Source organism: Streptomyces sp. NBC_01224 (genome assembly GCF_036002945.1).
Classification (GTDB): Bacteria; Actinomycetota; Actinomycetes; order Streptomycetales; family Streptomycetaceae; genus Streptomyces.
In genome coordinates this window covers 8,549,238-8,572,371 of sequence record NZ_CP108529.1, presented here as the reverse complement: position 1 = coordinate 8,572,371, position 23,134 = coordinate 8,549,238, and the positions used below count along the sequence as shown (strand labels likewise).

The window sequence follows — 23,134 nt, the reverse complement described above, 5'->3', positions numbered from 1 at the left end:
GGTACGGACGGTCATGAGGTGGAGGTGAGCAGATCGAGGGGATCCGGCGGCAGCGGATCGTCGCGCTCGTAGGCCCGGGTCAGAGTGCCGACCGCGGCCAGGTCGCCCAGCAGGATGCCGCCGACGAGCCGGTCGCCGCGGAGCACGAGCTTCTTGTACGCGCCGCGGGTCGGGTCGACCAGGCGCAGTACGTCGGTGCCGGGGAGGTTCTCGCCGACTTCGCCGAAGGCCGCGTACTCCACGGGCCCTGCGCTGAGCCGGCTCAGGGGGCGTGAGCCGGTGTACCGGGCATCGTCGTCGGCGCCCGCCAGCCGGGCCGCCAGCAGATCGGCCTGCTCCCAGGCCGGGCCGGTCAGCCCGTGGACGATCCCCCGGTGTTCGGCGCAGTCGCCGATCGCGTACACCCCGGGGGCGGAGGCCGTCAGCCGGTCGTCCACCACCACTCCCGAGCGCACCGTGAGCCCGGCCGCGCCGGCGAGCCCGGTGCGCGGGCGCACCCCGCAGGCGAGCACCACCAGGTCTGCCTCCAGCACGTAGCCGCCGGCCAGTTCGACTCCGGTCACGCGTGCTTCCCCGTGCAGGGCACGGGCCCGGTTGTCCGGGTAGGTCTCCACACCCAGCGCGGCAAGGGATCCGCGCAGCGCGTGCCCGGCCGGTTCGTCGAGATGACGGTCGATCAGATGCGGTGCCTGGTGGACGATCTCCACCGGGAGGCCGAGCGCGGCCAGTGCCCGGGCCGAGCTCACCCCGAGCACCCCGCCGCCGATCACCACGGCGCGCTCGGCACCAGCGGCGTCCTCGGCGAGCCGGGCGCAGTCGGCCAGTGTGCGGAACGCGTGCACCCCGGCCTTCAGACCGCCCGGCGCGTGCAGCCCGCGCAGCGGCGGGAGTACGGGGTTGGCGCCGGTGGCCAGGACCAGCTCGTCGTAGTGGGCCGACTCACCACCGGCCAGCCTCAGTTCGCGCTCCGCCGGATCCAGAGCGACCACTTCGCAGCCGCTGCGCATGAGCGTCCCGGCGCCGTAGGGCAACGCGATGGCCTCCGGGTCGTAGCGCCCTGTCAGGACTTCGGCCAGCAATACCCGGTTGTAGGGGCCACGCGGCTCGGCGCCGTACAGCACCACTTCCCCGTCCCCGCCCAGCGCCTGGTACTGCTGCGCGAACCGGGCGCCCGCCATGCCCGCGCCGACCACCGCGATCCGCCGGCTCATCGGACCCGCTCCACACGCACGGCGCACACCTTGAACTCGGGCATCCGGGACACCGGATCGAGTGCTGGGTTGGTGAGCGTGTTGGCCCGCCCGGCGCCGGCCCAGTGGAAGGGCATGAAGACGGTGTCGGGCCGGATCGTGTCGGTCACCCGGGCGGGGGCCACCGCACGGCCGCGCCGGCTGGTGACCGCGAGCGCCTCCCCGTCGGCCACGCCGAGCCGCACGGCCAACTGAGGGTGCAGCTCCACGAACGGCCCGGGCGCGGCACGGTTCAGCTCGGGCACCCGGCGGGTCTGGGCACCGCTCTGGTATTGCGAGAGCACCCGGCCGGTCGTCAGGTGGAGCGGGTACTCGTGGTCCGGCTCCTCGGCGGCCGGGCGGTGTGTGACCGGAGCGAATCGGGCCCGGCCGTCCGGGGTGGCGAAGCGTTCCAGAAACAGCCGGGGCGTGCCGGGATGCCCGTCGCCGGGGCAGGGCCAGAAGACGCCGTCCTCGGCCCGGATCCGCCGGTAGCTGATCCCGGAGTAGTCGGCCGGGCCACCGGCCGAAGCACGACGGAGCTCCTCGAACGCTTCCTCGGCGTGCTCCGGGAAACCCTTGGCCACGCCGAGGCGCGCGGCCAGTTCGCGCAGCACATACAGGTCCGTGCGTACGCCCTGCGGCGGAGTGAGCGCTGCCTGGCGCAGGATCACCCGGCCCTCCAGGTTGGTCAGCGTGCCGGTTTCCTCCGCCCATTGCGCGGCGGGCAGCACCACATCGGCCAGGTGCGCGGTCTCGGAGAGCACCAGGTCGCTGACGGCAAGGAAGTCCAGGGCCCGCAGCCGTTCCGTGATGTGCCCGGCGTTCGGCGCGGAGACCACCGGGTTGGAGCCCATCAGCAGCAGCGCCCGCGCACCGCCCTCGGTCCCCAGGGTGTCGAGCAGTTCGTAGGCCGAGCGGCCCGCACCCGGCAGGTCGTCGGCCTCGACCTCCCAGACGTGGGCGATGTGCGCGCGGGCGGCCGGGTCCTCGATCGAGCGGTAGCCGGGCAGTTGGTCGGCCTTCTGGCCGTGCTCGCGTCCGCCCTGCCCGTTGCCCTGGCCGGTCAGGCAGCCGTAGCCGGAGCCCGGCCGGCCGGCCTTGCCCAGCGCCAGGCAGAGGTTGATCCAGGCTCCGACGGTATCGGTCCCCTTGCTCTGCTGCTCGGGGCCGCGCGAGGTGAGCACGATGCCGGTGCCGGCCTCCGCGAAGAGCCGCAGGGACTCGCGCAGTTGGTGCACGGGGACGCCGGTCAGCCCCTCCACCCGCTCCGGCCAGTGTGCCATCGCCGCGGTGCGGGCCGCTTCGAATCCGGTGGTGCGTTCGGCAACGAACGCCTGGTCCACCCGGCCGTCGGCGATCGCCAGGTGCAGCAGGCCGAGCGCGAGCGCCAGGTCGGTGCCGGGGACCGGTTGCAGATGCAGGTCGGCCTGTTCGGCGGTGCGGGTGCGACGTGGGTCCACCACGATCAGGGTGCCGCCGTTCGAACGGAGTTCGCGGAAGTAGCGCAGCGCGGGCGGCATGGTCTCGGCCGGGTTTCCGCCGACCAGGATCACGCAGCCGGCCTTCGCGATGTCCGCCATCGGGAAGGGCAGTCCGCGGTCCAGGCCGAAGGCGATCCTGTGCGCGGCGGCTGCCGAGGACATGCAGAACCGGCCGTTGTAGTCGATATTCGGGGTGCGCAGCACCACCCGGGCGAACTTGCCGAGCAGGTAGGCCTTCTCGTTGGTCAGGCCGCCCCCGCCGAAGACCGCGACGAACTCCCGCCCGTGGCGCTGCCCGGCCGCCGCCAGACCGGCGGCCATCCGGTCGAGCGCCTCGGTCCAGGACGCCTCGCGCAGCTCGCCGCCCCGCTTGTCGCGGACCAGCGGCGCGGTCAGCCGGACACCTGCGCCGAGCACCGCAGTGGCCGACTGGCCCTTCCCGCAGAGTGCACCGCGGTTGACCGGGAAGTCGGGGCGCGCCAGCACTTGCGCCTCGCCGTCGCCGTGCGGCGCCCGCAGGCGCATTCCGCACTGCAGCGAGCAGTACGGGCAGTGGGTGTCGGTCGTCGTCATGCCACTGAGCGTCGGTCCGCGCCGTTACGCGGCCGGGTCGCACTTGTTGCGCCCGGGGTACGGCTGCCTCACCGTCCACCGGGCCCAAGGTGACACGGCGGAAATCTTGCGTAACTCCAAGGCGGCCTCCGCTTACCTCGGCGTGATGGGCACGCAACCAGGGCGAAACAGCACTGGCCGAGCCTGCACGACATGGACAGCACGCAGCCTTCGGGCTCTCTGGTCGGCTTCACTGTCGGAGTCACCGCCGCGCGCCGCCGCGAGGAGCTCGTCGCGCTGCTGCGCCGGCGCGGCGCCAAGGTGGTCGAGGCGCCGGCCCTGCGGATCCTCCCGCTGGAGGACGACGCGGCTCTGCGCCGGGCCACCGCGCGCTGCCTGACCGGGCCGCTCGACTACGTGGTGGCGACCACCGGGGTCGGCTGGCGCGGCTGGCTGAGCGCGGCCGACGGCTGGGGGTACGGCGGACGGCTGGCCGAGGTGTGCCGGGAGGCAGTGGTGCTCACCCGCGGCCCGAAGGCGACCGGCGCGGTGCGCGCCGGAGGCCTGAGCGAGACCTTCTCCCCCGTCACCGAGGCCACCGACGAGCTGTTGGCCTGGCTGCTCGCGCGCGATCTGCCCGGCAGACGGATCGCCGTGCAGGAGCACGGAGTGCCGCTGGACGCGTTCACCGCCGCGCTGAGTGAGCGCGGAGCCGAGGTGATCCCGGTTCCGGTCTACCGCTGGGGCCCGCCCGACGATCCGTCGCCGCTGCGCCGGCTGGTCGAGCAGACGGTCCGCCGCGAACTGCACGCGCTCACCTTCACCAGCGCACCCGCAATCACCGCATTCCTCGCCACTGCGGACGAACTCGGCCTCCGAGAAGAGGTGTTGGCCAGTCTTCGAAAGGACGTGCTGTCGGTCTGCGTCGGTCCGATCTGTGCCCGGCCGCTGGAGGAGGCCGAAGTTGCCGTGCTCTGCCCCGAGCGGGGTCGGCTCGGGGCCATGGTGCGGACCATCGAGGCCGCCCTGCCCGCCCGTGGCAGGCGTGAAATCCGCTCCGGCGCGAGCTTTTTGGTGCTTCAGGGGTACGCCGTGCTGATCGACGGCGGACCGGCCGTGCAACTGCCTCCGCTGCTCGCGGCGGTGCTGCGGGCGCTGGCCGAGCAGCCGGGGCGGGTGCTCAGCCGGGCCGAACTGCTGCGCCGTGTCTGGGTCACCGGCCAGGCCGACCAGCACGCCGTGGAGGCGGCCGTCGCCCGGTTGCGCGCGGCGCTGGGCGGGCACGCCCGGCTGGTCCGTACGGTGCCCAAGCGCGGCTACAGCCTGGCAGCAGCGATATGACGGACGCGCCCGCAGCCCCCACCCTGCTGGCCGTCGCACACGGCACGCGCGACCGGGCAGGCATCGCCATTTATCACGCACTGCTCGACGAGATCCGTGCCCAGCGGCCCGGCCTGATGGTCCGCCTCTCCTTCCTCGACCTCGCCCCGCCCACGCCGGCCCAGGTGCTGGCCGACTTGCACGGCCCGGTGGTGCTGGTACCGCTGCTGCTGAACACCGGCTACCACATCCGGATCGACCTCCCCGCCGTACGAGCCACCGCCCCGCACCTGGACGTTCGGATGGCCGCAGCGCTCGGTCCCGATCCGCTGCTCGCCGCCGCTCTCGGCGACAGACTCACCGAGGCGGGCTGGTCCCCGACACGATCCGGCTCGGATGCCGTCGTGCTCACGGCCGCCGGGTCCACCGATCCGGCGGCCGGCGCGGACACTGTGCTGATGGCCGACCTGCTCCGACAGAGGCTCGGGCGCCCGGTCGTCCCCGCCTACCTCTGCGCGAGTACGCCGGCCCCGGCCGACGCGGTGGGAGCCCTGCGCGCCGCGGGCCACCACCGGGTGGCGGTGGCCCGCTATCTGATGGCTCCGGGCCACTTCGCCCGGCGCGCGCAGAGAGCCGGTGGCTGCCTCGTCTCCGCCCCGCTCGGGGCACACCCCGATGTGGCACGGCTGGTGCTGAAACGCTTCGACGAAGCGTCCGGGCAGACGGCGTAGCAGCGAAGTACCGCTCGGTCGCGGAACCGCTCACTCCCGAACGGTTCGTACGCGCCACCGCCGCGTGGGTCGAGGGCGCCACCGACCAGACCGCCGCGTGGGACACGAGCGCCGTTCTCGGTGTGGTGGCCGACGCCGTCTGCGAGGATCTGCTGCGTCGTGTCCTGCTGCAACTTCCCGTCGGCTACGACCTTCGGCCGCCCCGTGTCCGACGGAAGTCGACGGTGACGGTGCGCCCCATCCGGGTCCTGGCCGACGCAGTCAGCGTCACTGTGGCACTGTGGACGATGCCGCAGGTCATCGGAGGCTGACGTGACCGTACTCGTCTGGATCAATGAAGGCACCTGGCGGGCCGCGGTGGACGCCGCCCGCGCCCACGCCCGAGCCGGGGACGAGATCACCTTGCTGCACGTCACCGGCGATGACGTCGCCGAGGCGGCCCACGGCGCATTCGTCGGTCTGCTGGGCCGCGGCCACCGCGAGCGCGACCCCGGCGACCAAGTGGCGGCCCTGTCCGCGAGCGCAGCCGCCGAGCTCATGGATGCGGCCGCCGACCGCCTGGGTCGACCCGCTGCGCGCCTACAGGCCCACGGTCGCGCCGAAAGGGAGGTCGTCCGCGCCGCCGAGGGCGCCGGCCTGCTCATCTGCGCCCGCGACGGCGACCGGCACCGTCTGGGGCCCCGCAGCCTGGGCCCTGCGACGCGCTTCGTCGTCGACCACGCTCCTTGCCCGGTCCTGTTGGTCTGGCCGGAACCGCCGCCCGGCGTCGACTCGCTGCCACCGCAGCCGCACCTTTGACGGCTCGGCCTTCTCGTCCAGTGATCAGCCGACGAGATCTTGTCGACTGTTGAGGGCTTCACCTGGCTGCCTGGTTCACCGGGTGACTCTCCCGCCGAAGCGCGGGCTCGGGTCATGGTCGGCAGTCCGGGATCGGGAGCGCACACAAGCTCGTCGAGGACTCCGAGGCCGCGACCGGCGAACGGGGGAGCAGCTGCCGTGCCGACGCAGGGCGTCGAAGTCGGTGGAATCGGTGTCTCCGACCGTCGTCAACGGCAGCGTGCGGGAACCTGCGATCCCCTGACCTCACCAGTCAGATACGGCTGCCGGAGGCGGTGTCCGACGACAGCCGCTGGGCGAGGTAGATCGGTATGACGGACAGCAGGACGAGGACGGCTGCGACGACGTTGACGACGGGGGCCTGTTGGGGTCGCGCCATGTTGGAGAAGATCCAGACGGGGAGGGTCTGGACGCCGGGTCCGGCGGTGAAGGTCGTCACGACGATCTCGTCGAAGGACAGAGCGAAGGCGAGCAGTCCGCCCGCTACCAGCGCGGAGCGCACCAGCGGGAAGGTGATGTCGACGAACGTACGGAAGGTATGGGCCCCGAGGTCCATGGCGGCCTCTTCGTACGATCCGGGCATCCGGCGCAGCCGGGCGATCACGTTGTTGAAGACGACCACGATGCAGAAGGTGGCGTGGCCGACGACCACCGTGAACATTCCGAGGCCCACGCCGAGCGGTTCGAGGACCGTACGGAAGGCGGTGTTGAGCGCGACGCCGGTGACGATGCCCGGCAGTGCGATCGGCAGGACGACGACGAAGGAGATGGCCTCGCGTCCGAAGAACTTGTAGCGCTGGCAGGCGAAAGCGATGAGGGTGCCGAGGACCAGGGCGATCGCGGTCGCGCCGAGACCGGCCCTGACCGAGGTCCACAGCGCGTCGCGGGCGCCTGAGCTGTGCCAGGCGGCCACCCACCAGTCGAAGGTGAGACCGGGGGGTGGCCAGCCCGAACTTCGGTCCGGGTTGAAGGAGTTGACGAGGACCAGGAGCAGCGGGACGTAGATCACCGCGAAACCGAGCCCGGCGGCGATGCGCAGTGTGACGCGCGCGGGACGGGAGAGATTCATCGGGGGCCTTCGCTGTGCGTGATGCGGAGGTGAGGAAGAGTGGTCAGAGACTGCTGAGGGCTCCGGTACGGCGAACCGCGAGCAGATAGAGCACGATGATCACGACGGGCACGGTGCCGAGTGCGGCGGCCAGCGGCAGGTCCAGCGTGATGTTGGAGTAGATGAGGTTGCCGATGAGCTGCGTCTTGCCGCCGACGATCTGTACGGCGATGTAGTCACCGAGGCTGAGCGAGAAGGTGAAGACCGAGCCGGCTGCGATGGACGGCAGAATCATCGGCAGCACCACGGAGCGGAAGGTCCGGCCGGTGCGGGCGCCGAGGTCTGCTGAGGCGTCCAGGAGGCCGGCCGGGAGCTGTTCGAGTCCGGCGTGAATGGGCAGGATCATGTACGGCAGCCACAGGTAGGTCAGCACCAGGACGGTCGCGGTCAGCCCGTAGCCGGGCCCTTCGAGTCCCAGTGGCTTCAGCGCCCAGTCGAGCAGACCGCCCCGGGCGAGGATGAGCCGCCAGGCATACGCCTTGACCAGGTAGCTGGCCCACAGCGGAGTGAGGATCGCCACGACGAGGAGCGGCCGCCGCTTGGGGTTCGCGATGCGGGCGGTGTAGAAGGCGATCGGGAAGGCGATCAGTACACACAGCGCGGTGACCGCGAGGGCGACACCGATGCTGCGCAGGGCGACCTGACGGTAGACGTCGGTGGTGAACAGTGCGGTGAAGTTGTCCGTGTTCCAGATCTTCACCACGTTGGAGGTAAAGGAGTCCGTGGCCCAGAAGGCGGAGAGGAACAGGACGGAGAGCGAGCCGAGGTAGGCCAGAACGAGCCAGGCCAGTGGCGCGGACAGCAGCAGGGACAGCTGCAGCCGGGGGCGGCGGTGCAGGGTCCCGGCGAGCCGCCGGACGGGTCCGGCGGCAGGCGCGGTGGTGGTCATCGACAGGTAACCCTCAGCCCTTGATCCCGGTCCAGGCCTGGACCCACTTGGCGTAGGGCACGCACTTGGTGTCCGTACGTCCGTCCACGCACTGCGCGATGGGTGTGGTCCAGAAGTGGACGTTCTTCCAGTACGACTCGTCAGCGGCGTGATAGGTGGTGCAGTGGCTCTTGTCCGCGGTCAGCGTGCAGGCCTTCGCATTGGACGGGGCCTCACCGAAGTACTCGGCGACCTGGGCGTTCACCTTCGGCGAGACGATCCAGTTCATCCAGCTGTAGGCGCAGTTGGGATGCTTCGCCTTGGCGGAGATCATCCATGTGTCGGACCAGCCGGTGGCACCCTCCTGGGGAAGGACGGCTTCGACCGGGACCTTCTCGGCCTGGGCGGTGTTCAGGATCACCTGCCAGCTGGTGCCGACCACCGAGTCACCGCTCTTGAAGGCGGAGACCTCCTTCAGGTAGTCGCTCCAGTACTCACCGACGTCGGCGTTCTGCTTCTTGAGCAGGTCGACGGCGGCGTCGAACTGCTCCTGGTCCAGGGCGTACGGGTCCTTGATGCCGAGGGACGGCTGGGTCTTCATCAGATACAGGGCGGCGTCCGCGATGTAGATCGGCGAGTCGTACGCCGTGACCTTCCCCTTGTACGCCGAGGACTTGTCGAAGACCACGGACCACGAGTCGGGCGCCGGGGAGACCGTCTTCGTGTTGTACATCAGCAGATTGGCACCGCGGCCGTGCGGGATGCCGTAGGAGACGCCCTTGACCGAGTTCCACTGCTGGTCCTTCAGCCCGGAGAAGACATCCTTGTAGTTGGGCACCAACTCGGTATTGACGGGGGCGGCGTCACCGGAGGCGATCAGCCGCAGCGCCGCGTCACCGGAGGCGGAGACCGCGTCGTACTGACCGGTCTTCATCAGGCTGACCATCTCGTCGGAGGTGCCCGCGGTCTTGGTGTTGACCTGACAGCCGGTCTGCTTCTCGAAGTCGGTGACCCAGTCGACCTTCGGGTCGTTGGAGCCGTCCTCGGCGTATCCGGCCCACGCGATCAGGTTCACCTGCCCCTCCGTCTTGCCGAGGGTCTTCTGTGCGACGAGCTTGGGCGGAGTGAAACCACTGCCGCCGGGTGACGTACCAGCGGTGTCCGACGAACCGCAGGCAGTGGCGAGGAGCAGGGCGCCGAGCGCGGCCGCTGCTCGGGACGTTCGGTTCAGACGCACGGGGATCTCCACGGGAGAGGGACGGGGCGGGGATGGGTTGTGCGGGTGTGCGCGCTCACCGGGCCTCAGGGACCTGGAAGTTGTGCCTTTGGTGCCACTGGAGCGTGACCCGGGAGCCACGGAAGGCGGCGACGTCCTCGGAGGAGGTCTCCAGGTTCTGCTGGAGCGCGGTGAGCCGGCCGCCTGCGTCGAGGTCCACCAGGAAACGGGTGGCGTCCCCCAGGTAGACAACCTCCGCGACGGTGCCGGTGGCAGTGGAGTGCAGCGGCTCGTCGGCAATGGCGGACTCCCCCAGCACGCGGATCTTCTCCGGCCGGATGCTGTATGTTCCCCGGTCGCCCACGACCTGCTCCGCGGCGTCGTCGGCCAGCAGGTTCGACGTACCGACGAAGCCCGCGACGAACGGGGTGGCGGGACGTTCGTATATCTGGGCCGGGGTGCCGACCTGTTCGACGCGGCCCTGGTTGAAGACCGCGATCCGGTCGCTCATCGTCAGCGCTTCCTCCTGGTCGTGCGTGACGAAGACGAAGGTGATGCCGATCTCGCGCTGGATCGCCTTGAGTTCCACCTGCATCTGCTCGCGCAGCTTGAGATCAAGGGCGCCCAGCGGCTCGTCGAGCAGCAGCACCTTCGGACGGCCGACCAGGGCGCGGGCCAGTGCCACGCGCTGGCGCTGGCCTCCGGAGAGCTGGGACGGGCGACGCGTGCCGAAGTCCGCGAGACGCACGCCCGCCAGAGCCTCCCTGGCCTGCTTCAGGCGTTCGACCTTGGGCACTTTGCGGACCTTGAGCCCGTAGGCGACGTTCTGCTCCAGGGTCATGTGCGGGAAGAGCGCATAGTCCTGGAAGACGGTGTGCACGTCGCGTTCGAAGGGCGCCAGACCGGTGACATCGGCCCCTGCGAGCTCGATGGTTCCGCTGGTGGGAGCCTCGAAGCCGGCGATCATCCGGAGCACCGTGGTCTTGCCGGAGCCGGACGGCCCCAGCATCGAGAAGAACTCACCGTCCGCGATCTCCAGGTCGACTCCGGCCACAGCCTCTGTCCGGCCGAAGGACTTGCGCAGGTTCTGCAGCCGGATGGCCATTCCCTCCATGGGCGGGAACCTTTCTGATGCTGTCGGGAGTTGGCCGTAAACATATGAAGTCATAGTTCTAATTTCAATACCCCGCTAAGGTAAAGGCTGGGTCAACTGGCAAGGTGGTGATCGTGACCCGAGACAAACCCGGCGCCCGCAGAGTCGTGTTCACGCCCGTCGATACCCTGGCCCGCGTGGATGCCGTCGTGCGGCGGCTCGGTGACGCCATCGACCTCGGGCTGCTCGCCGACGGCGAGCAACTGCCCGGCGAGACCGACCTCGCCGCCCAGCTCGGCGTCTCCACCGTGACCCTGCGCGAGGCGCTGATGGCGTTGCGGCAACAGGGCCTGGTCACCACCCGCAGGGGCCGTGGCGGGGGTAGCTTCGTCACCGTGCCCGACGGTCCTGCGGAGGACCGGCTCCTTGCCCGCCTCTCCGACTGGAGCACCGAGGAACTCCGCGATCTCGCCGACCACTGGGCAGCCGTCTCAGGTACCGCCGCCCGACTCGCGGCCCAGCGCACCGAGCCCGGAGATCTGCAGCCACTGCACAGATCTCTGGGAGAGTTGGTGGACGCCGAGGACTCGGGGGCGCGCAGCCGCATCTTCGGGCGCTTCCATGTCGAGCTGGCCGCGGCTGCCCAGTCCGCCCGGCTGACCAGGGAGGAGGTCACTCTCCAGACCGAGGTGGGGGCTCTTCTGCGCCTCGTACTCCGCGAGGACGGGCACCTCAAGGACATGGCGGATCGTCACCGCGCCGTAATCTCCGCCGTGCATGATGGGGCGGATGACCGTGCCAGGGTCCTGGCCGAACAATGCGTGCAGGCATCCATGGCGCGCCTGATCGAACTCCGCCTCGGCTCTGGCGACGGTGCGCGCGGTCCCCGTCCGAAGGAGGGCCCCGATGGGCAGCAGTCCCCGTCTCGCAAGCGCCGGATCAGCAGTACTTGACGAGATGGCGGTCGACGACGTGGCCGCCCGTGTGCGTGACGCGCTCGAAGGAGTCTTCGACGCGGTGGGAAGGACCGGCACGGACACGGAGGCTGTGCTCTCATCGGCCGTCACAGGCGGACGCCGGCCGGTCTCCGCCGATCTGGCCGCGCTCCGCGCCGGCTTGCACGCCTCTCTCGCCCAGTACAACCTGATCTCGGGGATCGGTTTCGTGGCGGCACCAGGACTGCTCGACGATGTACCTGCGTGGCTGGAGTGGTGGCAGACCGCCGCGGACGGGTCCGTGCATCCGCTGTTGCTCGACCTGGACCCGGAGCGCTCTGCGTACTCCGACTACACGCACTGGGACTGGTTCACCCTGCCCCGCGACACCGGACAGCGGGCGGTCACAGGACCTTATGTCGACTACCTCTGCTCCGACGAGTACAGCCTCACCCTCTCCGCACCGGTGACGCTCGGGGGACGCTTCATGGGAGTGGCCGCTGCCGACGTCTACCTGCGGCACTTCGAAGCAGTCGTCATGCCCCTGCTCCAACGCCTGCCGGGACCCGCCCGCCTGGTCAATGCACGCGGCCGGGTCGCCGCCTCCACCGACCCCCACCATCTGGTCGGATCACTCACCAAGGACCCGGACTTCGCAGCGGTACTGGCCGGACCGGCAGGCGGCGCCGAGCGCGGCGGACTGCAATTGCGCCCCTGCGACGGTGTCCCCCTCATCCTGATGACGGCGCAAATCCCAGCAGAGCACCCCTGAGCCCTGTTCTGCCGGAGGCCACGGATGCGTGCTCCGGGCCGGGGGCGAGTGGCCTGCCGGTCGGGGACCCGGCGTCCGTCCCCGTTGCTGCGGGGGCCCGTTCTCCGGGTACGTACCGGCGGCGCCGCCCGGCCTTTCGGTGCCGCAGTTGCTCTCCGACCTGCTGCAGGAAGACCACTGTCGGCGTCTGCAAGGTGCCCCTCTCCTCCGGCTCACGGGCCGGCGGGAGGCCTCGGCCACCGCTGCTCAGGATGCGGGTGCCGCAGTCCGTGACCCACGGCTCAATACTGGGCCTGGGCCAACACGTCCCAGCACCATCGACCAGCCATAGTTTCATCTGGTGATCCTTCAAAAGAGCCGCCATCAGTCAGTGTCATCCCCGCCGGGGCCCCGCTCCAGGCCACTGAGAACCGCCGAGATCAGGAATCTGTCACAACGAGTCCGACCCGAAAAGCCCAAGTCAGAGGGCCAGTCGCCAGTCTTGCCAGGAGGTGACGGCGCTCGCCGGGGCCCCCTCGGGGCCTGGAAGATCAGGACGCCGGCTGGGTAGAGGGGACGGACGGAAGCCAAGCGGGGGTTTTGTCGCGGAAGCTGTGACCGATGGGGGTGATCTCGACACAGTTGTTCAGGGCCGAGAGGCAGATGCCGAGGTAGTCCTCCCCGTGGGCCACCGCCCCCAGGGGCGTACCGCACACGGGACAGAACCATCGCTCCATCGTGGGCCAGGACCGAAATGAACCGGGTGTGCCGGACCCGGTCCAGGCGAAGGCACTTCGGTAGAAACCGACCCAGCCCATGAGCGGGCCGCCAGACAGGCGGGCGCAGTGGGGGCAGGAACACAATTCCCTGTCAAGTTCTTGTGTTCACGTCTTGTGCCTCCTCTGCGTGATGGCGCGCGGTGGTGGCCGTGGAAGGGATGGGACGTCCCCCAACGGTTCGGAGAGCACTTCCTGTCAGGTCGACTGTGCCTTGTTCACCAGCGTGATGTAGGCCGCTTCGATAAAATTGATGAAGCCTGTTCAGGTTCCCGGCGCCGAGCATGTTCCCGATGCAGAGGAACTCGTGGCTGGCGGCTTTCATTTCCTTGCTCATGGCCCGATGCTCCGCTCACCCAGATTCCTCGAAGCCGCCCGGAAATCTAAAAGTCCTGGGATGTGGTCTCGCGCTTGCGTCTCGGCAGGTGTCGATGGCCGGAATTCGTCTAGGAAGTAGCCCAGCGCCTTTCTGGAGTCGCTGTGATTGAGCATCCCCCGGACTGCCATACGGCTCTCGCAGAGTTCTCCGCCGTCCTCGCTGAGCATGTCCCGCGGCTGGCCCCGGCCCGGGAGTTCGCGCCCTGCTCGCGGGCGAGAACGGGATGTCGGCCGGGGCCATCGAGGGAGCAGGTGACGTTGCCGACCAGTGGTGTAGGGTCTCGCCGCTCGTGACATGTCGATCTTGCGTGACCTGGGCGTTCTTGGCTGTCTCACGGCCTTGTCACCCATGATCAGTCTCAAATCCGTGGCATTTCCTCGCGAGGGCGAGGGCGAGGTCGAGATCAGGCGGCTTGTCCGAGTCGGCCGAGTACACCACGCTGAGCCCCGAGCACGAGGGCTACCGGCGAGCCCAGATCGCGCACCGATGAGTTTCCCGCGCCGCGCTGGTCTATACGCCGGACACCCACGAACGGAAGGCTGGGCCATGCGGAAACTGATCTACGGCATGAACCTGACCCTGGACGGCTACATCGCCGCGGCCGGCGACGACATCGGCTGGAGCGGACCGCCGAGCGACGAGCTGTTCCAATGGTGGCTCGACCACGAGCAGGCGTGCGGCCTGTCGCTGTATGGGCGCAAGCTGTGGGAGACGATGAGCTCCTACTGGCCGACCGGCGACCAGCAGCCCAACGCCACCCCGGCGGAGATCGAGTTCGCGCGGAACTGGCGGGACACGCCGAAGGTGGTGTTCTCCTCGACGATGCACAAGGTCGGCTGGAACACCCGCCTGGTCACCGGCGACGCGATCGCCGAGATCACCCGGCTCAAGGCCGAGGACGGCGGCCCAATGAACATCGGCGGCGCAACGCTCGCCGGGGCGGCCATGCGCGCCGGGCTGATCGACGAGTACGCGATCGCCGCCCATCCGGTCCTGGTGGGCAGCGGCACGCCGTTCTTCACCGCGCTGGACAGCTGGGTGAACCTGAACCTGGTGGAGACGCGGACGTTTCCCGGCGGCGTGGTCCTGACCAGGTACGAGACGAGGCGCTGAGCAGCAGCACCCACGCGCTGGTCTCACGGTGATGTCGTATACAACATCGGTACGACACGGCCCGTGAGATTACGACATCAGCCGCGAGACCCTACAAGTGGACGGGCGGTCAACCGGCCGTGTTGTGCTCGGTCTCCGGCAGCGGGGGCAGCCAGTGCACGGCGTTGTCGCGGAAGGACGCGTGGATCGGCACGAGGTCTGGGCCGTTGGTGTCGTCGAGGGCGGTGACGTTAATGCCAATCTCTGGGATGTCGCTGTCGATCGCCGCGAGGCGGCTGCCGCAGGTCGGGCAGAAGCCGCGTTTCGCCTCGCCTTCGAAGGTCTCGTACCAGGTTGGCTCGCCGCCCTCACCGGTCCAGGTGACCGTCTCGAATCCCACCCACCACATCACTGGTGTGCCGCCGAGCTTTTGGCAGTGGCGGCAGGCACAGGTGTGAGGGAAGACGGCCGGACCTCGGGTGGTGAAGCGGATGCGGCCGCACAGGCAGCCGCCGGTACGTTCCCCGGCTGTTTCGACTTCCTGGCTGTCGGCGGGGATGGCGTTCATCAGGTGATCTCCCGCGACACCCGAGAGCTTCGCGCGCTTGCTGCCCGGTCCCCGCGACGTCCCACGTCCAACGGGAGAGGACTGACCTTCGCCCATTTGTAGAGCCGGGTCAGCGCAGCTGCCTCCCGGTTCCACTTCGTTCCGCCGACTCGCTGCGGATTCATCGGCGAGTCGACGCGGAATTCCCTGTACGCCCGCAAGTCCGCGCCGGTCGCCGACTGCCAAGGAACACCCCGCTGCCAAAGCCACGACAGCAGCAGACGGATGTCCGTCGCGTAATTCCGGCGCGATTCCCGTTCCAGGTCGCGAAATTCGGGCGAAAGCGCGAACTGCAGCAATTCCGCGTCCACGACGAAATCAGGTCGTACAAATACCGGATCACCCGGCCGAAGCCCCACCGCGTCCAAGGCGGCCGACAGGTCGCGGACCCCCAGCACCCCTCCTCCGGCAGCGGCCCCCACCGCTCCGGATCCGGCACGAACACCAGCCACCACTCGTCCAACTTCCACCCCTGTGAGTCCCTTGAACTCACTCAATCATCAGGGAAACACAAGTGGGGGTCGTAGGGCTCCCCGGTCGCCTCGAAACGGATATGCCCACACAGGCAGCCGCCGGTGAACACCTCTGGTGTGAGGTTGTCGATCACCGGGTTTCCTCGCTGTCGCGGCATCGTCGGGGTGGTGGACGCGCATCGCCGTGCCGCAAGAGGGCTGGTGTGCCGACGGAGTTGGGGGTGGGTGGGGGAGCCGCGGTGGGTGGCAGCCTGGCAGGCCGGCTCGGCGGCGGGGGTGTGGCCGCACGGAATTGGGCCATTGCTGCCGCCGTGAATCCGTGCGGCGCGCGCCTTCGGTGCGCTGTTCCTGCACGGGTCGGCCGGGGTTTCAGGTTGGCCGGAAACCCTCGGAGGAAGCGGCCGAACGGGCGACCATCCCTCGAACGAGGGCGTTTAGAAGGACCCGCCCCACGGCGCCTGGCATCGGCCTCGACATTCGTACAGGCGTCCCGCGTTCCCCCCGCCGTCACCCGTTACGGCGAGCCAGAAGCCCCGTTTCTAGAGCATCCGTGCCATTCGATGACCTGCTGGAGGACACGATGAATCCTGTACCCGCCCCCGCGCATCAGCCCATCCGATTCGAACAACGGCGGCCCGTCCCGGCTCTTCCCACCCCCGGGGTGCAGCAGTTTGACACCTTCGACCGCTGTTCAGCACGCCCGGATACGAGGTGGAGGGCATGAGTGAGGAGTCCGTTGACCAGACGAAAAGTGGCGACGAGGTCTCGGAGTCCGAACGCCTTCTGTTCGGCGGTGAGTTGGCGTACGACATCGGCTGGAACCGGCACCAGGGGGCGTGGCTCGCCCTCGACCTGTGGGCAATGGCCCGTACACTGCCGAGGTTGGTCGGCATCGCTGTCCGGCTGGCGCACCAGGCTGACGCCCGGGCGCTGCGCACCGTGTGGATGGCCGAGTTGGGCCGGGGCATTGCGCAGGCTGTTGGTCTGGTTGCGGTCAACGTGGTCCTGGGGCATCTGCTGGCCGGCGGTTCGACGGTCGAGCGGCTGGACCGGGCTGTGCCGGCCTTGACCGCTGTCGCCGTCACAGGGGTGATCGGGTCGTTGCTGCGGTCGGCGTCGACTTCGGCGACTGGTGGGCTGGAGCCGAAGGTGCAGCGTGTGGCGACCGAGCGGTATTTGTCGCTGGTGGCCCGGGTGGAGCTGTCCGCGATCGAGGACGATGAGTTCCACCGTTTGCTGGACTCTGCCGGCTACGGGGCTGACTCGGCACGTCGGATGGTGAAGTACTGCACCGTGGTCCTCAACTCGCTGATCTCCCTGGTCGCCGCGGCGGGTGTGCTGACTGTTCTGCACGTGGCGCTTTTGCCGTTGCTGGTGGCGATGACGCTGCCGAGCGCGTGGAGTTCGCTGACGATCGCGAAGATGCGCTACGTCTCCTTCCATCAGTTCGTTCAGCATGCCCGAGCTGGGCAGTTGCTGGGGCGGCTGCTGATCGATCAGCAGGCGGCCGCCGAGGTTCGGGTCCACGATGTCGGCCCGTTCCTACTGACCCACTTCCGCGGCATGGCGCAGACCAGTGAGCGTGAGCAGACCCGACTGGCCCGCGAGTCCGCGCGCAAAGGGCTGATCGCCGACGTCGCCACGGGCCTGGCGACGGTCTTCACCTACGGGGTGCTGGGTGTGCTGCTGTGGACCGGGGGGATGGAACTGTCGGTGGCCGGCACCGCGGTCCTGGCGATCCGCACCGGCTCGGCAAGCCTTGACCAGCTCGTGCTGCAGATCACCGACCTGCACCAGGAAGCCTTGTTCGTCGCCGACTTCGAGAAGCTGTGCGTGGAGGCCACGGACCGGGCCATCCCGACCACCGGGCTCGACCTGCCGGAGCGGGTGGAGGAGATCCGCTTTGAGAAGGTCACCTTCACCTACCCCGGCAGCACCACCCCGGAGCCCTCCTTGCGGGATGTCGACGTCACCGTTCCGGCAGGGAAGACCGTCGCGCTCGTGGGGAGCAACGGCAGCGGCAAGTCGACGCTCGTGAAGCTGCTGTGCGGCCTCTACCAGCCGGACCCGGGAAGCGGACGGGTCCTGTGGGGCGACGTCGACACCGCCGAGGCGGACCGGTCCCAGATCTTCGGGCGGGTTGCCATGGTGGCCCAGGACTTCTACAGGTGGCCGTTCACCGCGCGGGTCAATATCGGCATCGGCCGCTCCACCTGGCCGATGAACGACACCGCCGTTGAGGCTGCGGCCACATATGCGGGCGCCGATGAGGTCCTGGCCAAGCTGCCGCGGGGTCTGTCTACGCTGCTGGCTCGTGGTTACCGGGGCGGGCATCAGATCTCCGGAGGGCAGTGGCAGCGCCTGGGTATCGCCCGGGCCCGGTTCCGAAGCGCCGAAGTACTGATCGTGGACGAACCCACCAGCGCGTTGGACGCGGTCGCTGAGCAACGGGTCTTCGACCAGATCCGCAACCTCGCCGGCCAGGGCCAGACGGTCATCCTGATCACGCATCGGCTGCACTCGGTACGCCACGCCGACCTGATTTATGTCCTCGACCAGGGACGTGTCGCCGAATCCGGGACGTTCGAGGAGCTCATGGACCCGGTGACAGGTACGGGAGCGTTCCGGGACGCTTATCTGCTGCAGTCCCGTGCTTACCACCACACGGTCCCGGCCCAGAGCAGCGGCGTGAAGGACGACGAGCCTGCCAGGGAGGGTGCGTGAGGCCGGATCTGCAGGCCGGTTTCGGCGTGGTCGCGGGGCTTCTGCCGCTGGCGTACGCGATCGTCCCCCGCGAGGTCAGGCAAGGCCCCGCAGGCACGGACACCCGCAACTACATGGTCGGGGGCACCGAGGACAGGCGCTGGTTCGTGAAGGTGTACCGGCCGGGCACGGATGTGGCCACGGAGCACCGAGCACTGGAGGCTTCCGAGTTCGCGGCTCTGGCCGGGGTGCCGGTTGCCCGGGTGCAGCGCACGCTCAGCGGCGGGCTGATCGCGTCGCAGGGTGGTCAGGCGCCGCCCTGTTTCTGCAGCCGGCCTGCGCGGCCGCGGCGGGCACGACCCAGCGGTCGATCCGCCAGAGCGTCACCGCGGCGGACAAGCAGTCCCGGATGCAGGCCGTCAGCACCTGGCTGACGGCTGGATCCCGCCCTGTGGCCGCGCTGCTCGCCGGTGGGCTGGGGACCTGGCCTGGATCGGCGTGCGCCCCACCCTCACCGTCGGCACCGCCTTGCTGGTCGTGCCGCTTGTCGTCCTGTACCGCTCCCCGCTCCGCGCACTGCGGCAGATGCCCGTCACATCACCCAACTCCCCCAACCAAGGCGGTAATTCCTTGAACGTGTCCTCTTCCACAGGTGGCCGGGCCGCGGGACGGCGCCGGGAAGGGTGAGGCGGGAGCGGTGAAGAGCGTGATCGGCGCGCACCTGTTCCTGGAGCGCGAAGGCAGCACTCTCCTCAGCCTGCGTCACGCGAGTGTGGCGTTCGCGGGCGGTGAGTGGCATGCCCTGGCAGGCCATGTGGAAAGGGAGAGCGTTCGCTCGTGCCTGGTCAGGGAGGCGTACGAGGAGGCCGGGCTCGTCATCGAGCCCGAAGACCTCAGCCTGGCGCACACCGTGCACCTGCTCGACCACGAGGACGCCGAGCCACGGATCCAGCTCTTCTTCCGGACGAGCCGGTGGTCCGGAGAGCCGGAGGTCCGCGAGCCCGACAAGTGCACGGCCTGGGAATGGTGGCCGCTCGACGGCCTGCCGGACCCAGTGGTCCCGTACACCCGTGCCGCGATCGAGGGCATCCTCGCCGGCACTGCGTACACCGAGCTCGGCTGGGAGCCCGCAGCACCGGCCACGGACGGCAGGTGAACCGCAGTGAGAGCCGAATCCGACACGTACGACTCGGTGATCGACGAGCAGCCCGGCGACGCGGCGGTGGCCCGCCGGGCGCTGGTCGAACGCCTTCAAGCCGATGGGGTGTTGACTGATCCGCGTCTGCGGGAGGCGCTGTCGTGCCTGGATCGCGGTGTGCTGCTGCCACGCGCATACGTACGGCGTAGCGAGCCGGGTACCGATCCGGTGGTGTGGAAGCTCCTGGACGGAACACATCCCAAGGACCGGGCCGAGTGGCAGGAACTCGTGTACTCGGGTGAGTCGGTCCTGGTCCAGCGTGACGGCGAGCCGCTGGAGGGCCAGGTGCGCGGCGCCGTGAGCGGGGGCCGGATGACGGCGATGTCGACGTTCACCCCATACACCGTGGAAGTCCTCCAGATGATGCGGATCGCCGCTGGGCACAACTACCTGGACCTCGGAACCGGGCCGGGTGTCTCGCTCGCACTCGCCGCCGCGCTCACCGGGCCCCGGCGGGCGGTCGGTGTCGAACGGGACGGGCACATGGCTGCGTTCGCGCGGAACAACCTCGACCGGCTCGGCGTCGGCGCGACGATGGTGGCCGGCGACGCACTCGACGGCCACGTGCCTCGGGCGCCGTACGACCGGATCCACTCCGGGATCGGCGTGCCGTGCCTGCCGTCGGCGTGGGTGGACCAGCTCGCGCCCGGCGGGCGGCTGCTGACCACGTTGGTGACGCGGGCACCGAGCTGGCCCGGACACTGCCTGGTGACGCGTACGGCGACAGGGCGCATCGAGGCCGTCCTGGAAGGCGGACCTCGCGGCCATCGGCCCCTGCACGGATATACCTGGCTCACTGCCCAGCACCACCTGGCCCAGGTCGCGGACATCCCCGGACGGCCCCGCACCACCACCTTCACGCCTCCGGCGGACGAGGCGTACGGGTTCTGGCTGTCGGCCGCCTACCTCGTCCCGGGGGTGGTCCGGCACTTCCAGGCCGACACGCTCACCGTGGTCGCACCCGAGGAGGACTCCTGGGCCGTGGCCCATCCCGGTGACGGAACCGTCCGCGTCCACGGCCCCCGCGATGTGTGGGCCGAACTCGAAGACGTCCACATCCTCTGGACACGTGCCGGGTCCCCCGACCTGTTCCACGTCGACATCCCGGCCGATGGCGGGCCGCAGCACATCGCGTCCGGCACCGGCACCGCCGCCCTGGAATGGGTACTGCCGCCGCTCGCGGGCTGTGCCCCGGCAACCCGCCTGACCCCAGCTTCCCGCACCGAAGAAGGAGAGTCGTGAACCTGTTCGACTCGGCGGCGTCCGACTACGCCCGCTACCGCCCTGGGATTCCCCGACGAGGCCTTTCAGGTCCTCGCCGGAACCCTGGAGGGCATCGACCAGCCGGGCGCTGCTCGATCTGGGCTCGGGCACCGGTCAGGTACCGGCAGCCCTGCTGCCCGCCGTTCCCCGGATCACCCGCGTGGACCTCGTAGACCGCGGCAAGGGCATGCTCCGCACAGCCTCCGAGCTGCTCCGGCCACTGCTCGGACAGTCGACTGCGGCCTTCCACGCCGTCGCCGCCGAGGAGTTCACCGCACCGTTCAACGATTACAAGGCTGATCTGCTCACCTGCGCCCGGGCCTTCCACTGGATGGACCGTTCGGCTGCCCTGGCGATGGCCGACCGCGTCACCACTCTCGAGGCGGCGACGGAAGCCTCTGGACACACAAGGCGGAGTGGACCTCGGCCCTGAAGGAACTGATCCAGTCCTACCTCGGCGCCGAGCGGCGGGCCGGCACGACCGGCGTGTACGCCAAACATTCTTTGGCCGACACCCGGAAGCTGAGATCATCCGGTCCCAGCCCGGGCTGGGACCGATGCTCGGCGCCCGGGTACTCGGAGAATTCGGCGACGACCCCCACCGTTACGCCAACCAATGCCCGCAAGAACTATGCCGGCACCAGCCCGGTCACCCGCGCCTCCGGCAGGAAGAAGGTCGCGACCACCCGGTACGTCCGCAACGACCGGACGAGAAGCAACGCGCCCGCGGCATCGAATTCAACGCTGCCCTGCGCCAACTCGCCAACCGGCTCGTCGGCATCCTGCACGGCTGTCTCAAGACCGCACACTGTACGACGAGGCGACCGCCTGGTCGCATCAACCCCACGCACTTGCCACTTGATACTCCAGCTCATGGGGTCAACGGTTTCAGACAGCCGACTTCGAAGCTGTTGGCCACTATGACCGTCGTGACCTCACCTGTGTCGTCGCGTCCCACCCAGACCGGGTAGACGCCGTCTCCGCCCAACATGAAGGTGACCAGCTCGGCCCCGGTAGCGTCATCGGTCACCTTGCTGTAGCCGTCGTCGGTGTCGTGAACGTCTTCGCCACCGCCGGAGGTGAGGGCCCGCATGTAGCGGCGGCCCAGTTCGGTTCGAGCGGTGGAGTCGACGAAGCAGCCCGTGGCGGAGTCGACGTCGAAGCCGAGGTACTGGCCATCACGCAGCAGCCTCACGTCCTCGCCTGGCGGGATTGCCATCGTCCAGCTGGCAGTCGGCTTCTCACTCACCAGCAGACGCACGGCATACGTATCGCGGGCGGTGAAGCGGTCGCCGAACATTTCGTCCTCGTAGCCGGCGCCGGTCTCCTGCACCGGGTAGACACCGGGCGGAACTTCGATTACCAGCGGGTCCCCCTCGTGGCCGTCGGGCAGGTAGGAGGGGTCACAGACTGCCAGCTGTCCGGTGGGCAACGCGATGTCGGTCACCGTTCGAACCGGCTCGATGATGAGCGGCTCCGACCGATGCCGGTGCGTGAACTTGAATCCGGGAGTGAACAGCTCGTCAAGCCAGGGCGCGGCCGCCGCCGGCACCGGCGGGCGCCAGCCGAAAGGCTCCGCCGCATCGGTGGTCGGTCGCAGTGCGATGTCCGCAGTCTCCTCGACGAGCCTGATTGTTCCCTGCAGCCCGAACTGGGGTGCTGCCAGCAGGTGTTCCCAGCGCCCGAATTCCGGAACCGGCAGCCACCACAGGTCACGCGGCAGGTCGACCAGGGTATGCGTCGAGCCGCCGAGCCGGCCGCGTGGGTACGGGCCCTGGCTGTTCTTCCCGTCCGGGTACAGATCGATGGTCCGTCTCCAGGCTTCGTCCGACAGATCAGGGAGATCCTGCTGCTCGTATCGCCACTCAGCCAGGTGGCGCAGGAACAGCCGCCCCGGCTCCAGCCTGCGCAGGTCGGCTTCGAACACTCGGCGGCCCAAGGCGTCGAACCGCCAGAGGCCCAAATAGTGCTCGGCCCAGGCGACATGCAGCACACCGACGGGAAGCTCCTGTCCGAGGGCGGCGAGCACGACAGCGTACGGCTCGCCTGCCGCGTCTCGGCGGGCGGCTTCCTCTCGGGAGATTGGGCGGACTGTCGAACGATTCGAGGAATCCCACCCGTCGCCATAGAACGCCTCGACAAGCACGTCGCTGCGCACCTCGATCACCACTGCCTTCCATCAAGTCACCTGCTCCGTGGATCACCCTAGTGACCGAGTCCGACAGAGGACCTGCCGGTGACGAGCCGGGCAGGACAGCCCGATGGCGATTCGCCCGGGCCGCCAGCGAGCTCGGCGGTTGCCCAGTCGGTGACGATCGTCGGCCACGACTCAATGATCTGGCCGAACGCCCGCCGGAGGATCGCCTACGCCCAGGAGTGGTGGTATTGAAGCCGAGGACAAGCCGGTCGGGGCGAAGGGTGTCCTCGACCGCGAAGGACTCGCGGACGAACTCCGGGTTCCAAGCGACCACGATGAGGTCCCCGGCCGGAGCCATCCCCTGGACGAGTCCGGCGACGCG

General features: G+C 69.3%; 21 protein-coding genes and 3 pseudogenes. 13 read left to right on the top strand and 11 right to left on the bottom strand.

Annotated elements, in window-relative coordinates; translation table 11 throughout:
- Positions 1–11: 11 nt before the first annotated feature.
- Both OG609_RS38870 and OG609_RS38865 read right to left on the bottom strand, forming a co-directional pair.
- Positions 12–1,211 (bottom strand): NAD(P)/FAD-dependent oxidoreductase, encoded by a 1,200-nt coding sequence (locus OG609_RS38870; protein ID WP_327277103.1) that lies wholly within the window; start codon positions 1,209–1,211, stop codon positions 12–14.
- A complete protein-coding gene (locus OG609_RS38865) occupies positions 1,208–3,286 on the bottom strand; it encodes a molybdopterin oxidoreductase family protein (RefSeq protein WP_327277102.1) in 2,079 nt (692 codons plus the stop codon). The genes OG609_RS38870 and OG609_RS38865 overlap by 4 nt, the downstream gene beginning before the upstream one ends.
- Positions 3,287–3,478: 192 nt before the next feature.
- On the opposite strand from OG609_RS38865, the gene OG609_RS38860 reads away from it, so the two are divergent.
- From OG609_RS38860 to OG609_RS38845, 4 genes and pseudogenes are all read left to right on the top strand, one after another.
- The gene (locus tag OG609_RS38860; RefSeq protein ID WP_327277101.1) at positions 3,479–4,606 is read left to right on the top strand and encodes a uroporphyrinogen-III synthase; all 1,128 of its coding nucleotides are present in this window, start codon (positions 3,479–3,481) and stop codon (positions 4,604–4,606) included.
- Complete coding sequence (locus OG609_RS38855; RefSeq protein WP_327277100.1) at positions 4,603–5,316, top strand: sirohydrochlorin chelatase; 714 nt, start codon at positions 4,603–4,605, stop codon at positions 5,314–5,316. The genes OG609_RS38860 and OG609_RS38855 overlap by 4 nt, the downstream gene beginning before the upstream one ends.
- A gap of 20 nt (positions 5,317–5,336) precedes the next feature.
- A pseudogene (locus OG609_RS38850) lies at positions 5,337–5,510 on the top strand (DUF2267 domain-containing protein); the annotation flags it as partial.
- Between the two features lie 118 nt (positions 5,511–5,628).
- Positions 5,629–6,114: a universal stress protein gene (locus OG609_RS38845; RefSeq protein WP_327277099.1), complete on the top strand. Its 486-nt coding sequence runs from the start codon at positions 5,629–5,631 to the stop codon at positions 6,112–6,114.
- A gap of 292 nt (positions 6,115–6,406) precedes the next feature.
- Here OG609_RS38845 and OG609_RS38840 read toward each other — a convergent pair whose 3' ends face one another.
- From OG609_RS38840 to OG609_RS38825, 4 genes are read right to left on the bottom strand one after another with little or no spacing between them, the layout of a single operon-like run.
- Complete coding sequence (locus OG609_RS38840; protein ID WP_327277098.1) at positions 6,407–7,222, bottom strand: ABC transporter permease; 816 nt, start codon at positions 7,220–7,222, stop codon at positions 6,407–6,409.
- Between the two features lie 43 nt (positions 7,223–7,265).
- Positions 7,266–8,150 carry an ABC transporter permease gene (locus OG609_RS38835; RefSeq protein WP_327277097.1) on the bottom strand — a complete coding sequence of 295 codons (885 nt, stop codon included), beginning with the start codon at positions 8,148–8,150 and terminating at the stop codon, positions 7,266–7,268.
- Positions 8,151–8,163: 13 nt separating this feature from the next.
- Entirely contained in the window at positions 8,164–9,366 is a 1,203-nt protein-coding gene (locus OG609_RS38830) for an ABC transporter substrate-binding protein (RefSeq protein WP_327277096.1), read from the bottom strand.
- Positions 9,367–9,421: 55 nt separating this feature from the next.
- Entirely contained in the window at positions 9,422–10,459 is a 1,038-nt protein-coding gene (locus OG609_RS38825) for an ABC transporter ATP-binding protein (protein ID WP_327277095.1), read from the bottom strand.
- 113 nt (positions 10,460–10,572) lie between these two features.
- On the opposite strand from OG609_RS38825, the gene OG609_RS38820 reads away from it, so the two are divergent.
- Both OG609_RS38820 and OG609_RS38815 read left to right on the top strand, forming a co-directional pair.
- Positions 10,573–11,391: a FadR/GntR family transcriptional regulator gene (locus OG609_RS38820; protein ID WP_327277094.1), complete on the top strand. Its 819-nt coding sequence runs from the start codon at positions 10,573–10,575 to the stop codon at positions 11,389–11,391.
- Positions 11,345–12,145, top strand: a complete 801-nt coding sequence (locus OG609_RS38815; protein ID WP_442818038.1) for a cache domain-containing protein — start codon at positions 11,345–11,347, stop codon at positions 12,143–12,145. Before OG609_RS38820 ends, OG609_RS38815 begins: the two co-directional genes overlap by 47 nt.
- A 530-nt stretch (positions 12,146–12,675) precedes the next feature.
- On the opposite strand, the gene OG609_RS46470 is transcribed toward OG609_RS38815, so the two are convergent.
- Positions 12,676–12,987 (bottom strand): GFA family protein, encoded by a 312-nt coding sequence (locus OG609_RS46470; RefSeq protein WP_442818037.1) that lies wholly within the window; start codon positions 12,985–12,987, stop codon positions 12,676–12,678.
- A gap of 838 nt (positions 12,988–13,825) precedes the next feature.
- Here OG609_RS46470 and OG609_RS38810 point away from each other — a divergent pair.
- Positions 13,826–14,392: a dihydrofolate reductase family protein gene (locus tag OG609_RS38810; RefSeq protein WP_327277093.1), complete on the top strand. Its 567-nt coding sequence runs from the start codon at positions 13,826–13,828 to the stop codon at positions 14,390–14,392.
- A 109-nt stretch (positions 14,393–14,501) separates the two neighbouring features.
- Here the strand turns inward: OG609_RS38810 and OG609_RS38805 are convergent, their stop codons facing one another.
- Together OG609_RS38805 and OG609_RS38800 are read right to left on the bottom strand one after the other, a co-directional pair.
- Complete coding sequence (locus OG609_RS38805; protein WP_327277092.1) at positions 14,502–14,939, bottom strand: GFA family protein; 438 nt, start codon at positions 14,937–14,939, stop codon at positions 14,502–14,504.
- Positions 14,939–15,376: a site-specific integrase gene (locus tag OG609_RS38800; protein ID WP_327277091.1), complete on the bottom strand. Its 438-nt coding sequence runs from the start codon at positions 15,374–15,376 to the stop codon at positions 14,939–14,941. The genes OG609_RS38805 and OG609_RS38800 overlap by 1 nt, the downstream gene beginning before the upstream one ends.
- 795 nt (positions 15,377–16,171) lie before the next feature.
- Between OG609_RS38800 and OG609_RS38795 the strand changes: the two genes are divergently transcribed.
- The 6 genes and pseudogenes from OG609_RS38795 to OG609_RS38775 form a co-directional block, all read left to right on the top strand.
- Entirely contained in the window at positions 16,172–18,175 is a 2,004-nt protein-coding gene (locus tag OG609_RS38795; protein WP_327277090.1) for an ABC transporter ATP-binding protein, read from the top strand.
- Positions 18,172–18,588, top strand: a complete 417-nt coding sequence (locus OG609_RS46465; protein WP_442818036.1) for a phosphotransferase — start codon at positions 18,172–18,174, stop codon at positions 18,586–18,588. Before OG609_RS38795 ends, OG609_RS46465 begins: the two co-directional genes overlap by 4 nt.
- A 218-nt stretch (positions 18,589–18,806) precedes the next feature.
- Positions 18,807–19,310 carry an NUDIX hydrolase gene (locus OG609_RS38790; RefSeq protein ID WP_327277089.1) on the top strand — a complete coding sequence of 168 codons (504 nt, stop codon included), beginning with the start codon at positions 18,807–18,809 and terminating at the stop codon, positions 19,308–19,310.
- Between the two features lie 6 nt (positions 19,311–19,316).
- The gene (locus OG609_RS38785) at positions 19,317–20,594 is read left to right on the top strand and encodes a methyltransferase domain-containing protein (RefSeq protein ID WP_327277088.1); all 1,278 of its coding nucleotides are present in this window, start codon (positions 19,317–19,319) and stop codon (positions 20,592–20,594) included.
- A gap of 109 nt (positions 20,595–20,703) precedes the next feature.
- The gene (locus tag OG609_RS38780) at positions 20,704–21,048 is read left to right on the top strand and encodes a methyltransferase domain-containing protein (RefSeq protein ID WP_327278333.1); all 345 of its coding nucleotides are present in this window, start codon (positions 20,704–20,706) and stop codon (positions 21,046–21,048) included.
- A 64-nt stretch (positions 21,049–21,112) separates the two neighbouring features.
- A pseudogene (locus OG609_RS38775) lies at positions 21,113–21,477 on the top strand (transposase); the annotation flags it as partial.
- 9 nt (positions 21,478–21,486) lie between these two features.
- On the opposite strand, the gene OG609_RS38770 reads toward OG609_RS38775, so the two are convergent.
- Both OG609_RS38770 and OG609_RS38765 read right to left on the bottom strand, forming a co-directional pair.
- Positions 21,487–22,644 (bottom strand): DUF4241 domain-containing protein, encoded by a 1,158-nt coding sequence (locus OG609_RS38770; protein ID WP_327277087.1) that lies wholly within the window; start codon positions 22,642–22,644, stop codon positions 21,487–21,489.
- A gap of 409 nt (positions 22,645–23,053) precedes the next feature.
- A pseudogene (locus OG609_RS38765) lies at positions 23,054–23,110 on the bottom strand (hypothetical protein); the annotation flags it as partial.
- Positions 23,111–23,134 lie beyond the last annotated feature (24 nt).

What these genes read in the sequence shown, in the direction of transcription:
- OG609_RS38870 (WP_327277103.1), bottom strand. Translation starts at nt 1,211, where the DNA reads ATGAGCCGGCGGATCGCGGTGGTCGGCGCGGGCATGGCGGGCGCCCGG.
- OG609_RS38865 (WP_327277102.1), bottom strand. Translation starts at nt 3,286, where the DNA reads ATGACGACGACCGACACCCACTGCCCGTACTGCTCGCTGCAGTGCGGA.
- OG609_RS38860 (WP_327277101.1), top strand. Translation starts at nt 3,479, where the DNA reads ATGGACAGCACGCAGCCTTCGGGCTCTCTGGTCGGCTTCACTGTCGGA.
- OG609_RS38855 (WP_327277100.1), top strand. Translation starts at nt 4,603, where the DNA reads ATGACGGACGCGCCCGCAGCCCCCACCCTGCTGGCCGTCGCACACGGC.
- OG609_RS38840 (WP_327277098.1), bottom strand. Translation starts at nt 7,222, where the DNA reads ATGAATCTCTCCCGTCCCGCGCGCGTCACACTGCGCATCGCCGCCGGG.
- OG609_RS38835 (WP_327277097.1), bottom strand. Translation starts at nt 8,150, where the DNA reads ATGACCACCACCGCGCCTGCCGCCGGACCCGTCCGGCGGCTCGCCGGG.
- OG609_RS38825 (WP_327277095.1), bottom strand. Translation starts at nt 10,459, where the DNA reads ATGGAGGGAATGGCCATCCGGCTGCAGAACCTGCGCAAGTCCTTCGGC.
- OG609_RS38815 (WP_442818038.1), top strand. Translation starts at nt 11,345, where the DNA reads ATGGGCAGCAGTCCCCGTCTCGCAAGCGCCGGATCAGCAGTACTTGAC.
- OG609_RS38810 (WP_327277093.1), top strand. Translation starts at nt 13,826, where the DNA reads ATGCGGAAACTGATCTACGGCATGAACCTGACCCTGGACGGCTACATC.
- OG609_RS38805 (WP_327277092.1), bottom strand. Translation starts at nt 14,939, where the DNA reads ATGAACGCCATCCCCGCCGACAGCCAGGAAGTCGAAACAGCCGGGGAA.
- OG609_RS38795 (WP_327277090.1), top strand. Translation starts at nt 16,172, where the DNA reads ATGAGTGAGGAGTCCGTTGACCAGACGAAAAGTGGCGACGAGGTCTCG.